The following is a 2303-nucleotide window of genomic DNA, read 5'->3' on the forward strand; positions in this document are numbered from 1 at the left end:
TCCGCGGCCAGCTCGATCACCTGCGGCATGCCGGCCAGCCGCTCGCGCCAGTAGGCCAGGTGCCGCTCCAGCGCGTCACCGCGCAGCCAGTCGCGCTCCCACCGCGCGTAGTCGCCGTACTGCACCGGAAGCTCCGGCAGCGGCGACGGGCGCCCCTCGGCCGCGGCGGCGTACAGGGCCGTGACCTCGTCGCGGATCACGTCCAGCGACCATCCGTCGGACACGGCGTGGTGCATCACCAGCACGAGATGGTCGGCGGACGGGTCGATGCGCACCAGCGTCGCCCGCAGCACCGGCCCGGATGCGAGGTCGAACGGCCGCATCACCTCGTCCCGCATCGCCGCGCGGGCCTGCTCCCATGCTGCGGGAGACGGGAGATGGGCGGCGGTGGGGGTGTCGCTGTCGGCGGGGACGCCCCCTCCCAGCTCGCTTAGGCTCGCTACCCTCCCCCGCAAGCGGGAGAGGGTTGGGTGGGCATCTTCGCCCGGCTGCGGCTTCGGATCATCCGAAGGCTCCGCAACACGATCCGTATCGACGATGAAGTCGAGGACGGTGAGGGGGACGGGGGCGGCGGGGTGGACGTGCTGGATGCCGGAGCCGTCGCCTTCGGGCAGGGTGGTGCGCAGGGTTTCGTGGCGCGCGACGAGAGATGCGAGCGCAGCCTCGACCGCGGCGGTGTCGGCGCGCGGGGGGAGCGGGATGGAGGTGTAGAGGTTGTACGCGGGGCTCTCCGGCTCGAGCTGGTGCAGGAGCCAGAGGCGCTGCTGGGCGAAGGAGAGCGGGCCTTCGGCCTCGGCCGGGTAGCGGACGAGGGGCGGCATCTCCGCATCCACCGCTTCGCCGCGCAGGCGTTCCACCGCGGCGGCCAGGCCGGCGACGGTCGGGGAGTCGAAGAGCGCGCGGAGCGGGACTTCCACGCCCAGCACGGAGCGGACGCGGGCGAGGAGCTGGAGCGCGGAGAGCGAGTGGCCGCCCAGGTCGAAGAAGCGGTCGTGCACGCCCACTGCGCCCGCCTTCAGCACCTCGGCCCACACGTCCGCCAGCACCTGCTCGGTGGCGGAGCGCGGCGGCACGTACCCGTCGCGTGCGGCGAAGTCGGCGGCGCGGGGCGTGGGCAGCGAGAGGCGGTCCACCTTGCCGCCGGGCGTGCGCGGCAGCGCGTCGAGGATGACGACGGCGGACGGGACCATGTAGTCGGGCAGATGGCGCCGCGCGTGCTCGCGAAGCTCGGCCGCGTCCGGCTTCTCGTCTCCCGAGCCCACGACGTAGGCGACCAGCGCGGGGCCGGCGGCGGCGGGGCGAACGGCGGCGACGGCGGCTTCGACGCTTGGATGAGCGGAGAGAACGGATTCGACCTCGCCCAGCTCGATGCGGAAGCCGCGCAGCTTCACCTGGTCGTCCGCGCGCCCCAGGAACTCCACCGCGCCGTCCGGGCGATGGCGTGCCAGGTCGCCGGTGCGGTACATCCGCGCGCCGGGAACGGGCGAGTACGGGTCGGGGACGAAGCGCTCGGCGGTGAGGTCAGCGCGTCCCACGTAGCCGCGGGCGAGACCAGGACCGTCCGCGTACAGCTCGCCGGGCGCGCCGGGGGCGACGGGGCGCAGGTCCGCATCCAGCAGGTAGATGCGCGTTCCGTGCACCGGCCGGCCGATGGGCAGCAGCGTCCCGTGCTCATCTCCCGAATACCGCCAGGAGAGGACGTCGATGGACGCCTCGGTCGGGCCGTACAGGTTCACGAGCGTCACGCCCGGCAACCGCGCCGATACCTCGCGCGCAAGGGCAACCGGGTACGCCTCGCCGCCGCAGGAGAGGCGGCGCAGCGCGGTGCAGCGCTCCAGGCCGGGCGTGCCCGCCAGCACCTGGAGCATGGACGGGACGAGCTGGAGCGTGGTGACGCCGTGGCGCGCCATCGCATCCACCATGTACGCCGGGTCCTGGTGCCCGCCGGGCCGCGCGATCACGACCCGCCCGCCCGTCCACAGCGGCAGGAACAGCTCCCACACCGATGCGTCGAAGGTGTACGGCGTCTTGAACAGCACGGCGTCGTCCGCGTCCATCGGGTAGGTGTCGCGCACCCACGCCACGCGGTTGCGGATGCCGCGTTGCGGCACCATCACGCCCTTCGGACGGCCGGTCGACCCGGACGTGTAGATGACGTACGCCAGGTTCGCCGGCCCCGCCCCGCCGTCGCACCGCCCCGCATCTCCCGAATCCTCGCGCTCGGCGTCTTCAATCAGCAGCACGGGACGATCGATGAACGGCAGCGCATCCACCGAACCGGCCTGAGCGAGGACGGCGGCGGG

At 73.5% G+C, this 2303-nt stretch carries 1 protein-coding gene; it reads right to left on the bottom strand.

The window, feature by feature from the left end:
- Positions 1-2243 (bottom strand): amino acid adenylation domain-containing protein (locus VFE05_20995; GenBank protein HET6232566.1); only part of this gene is annotated, 2243 nt, incomplete at its 3' end.
- Between the last annotated feature and the right edge of the window lie 60 nt (positions 2244-2303).

Source organism: Longimicrobiaceae bacterium (assembly GCA_035696245.1).
Taxonomy (GTDB): domain Bacteria; phylum Gemmatimonadota; class Gemmatimonadetes; order Longimicrobiales; family Longimicrobiaceae; genus DASRQW01.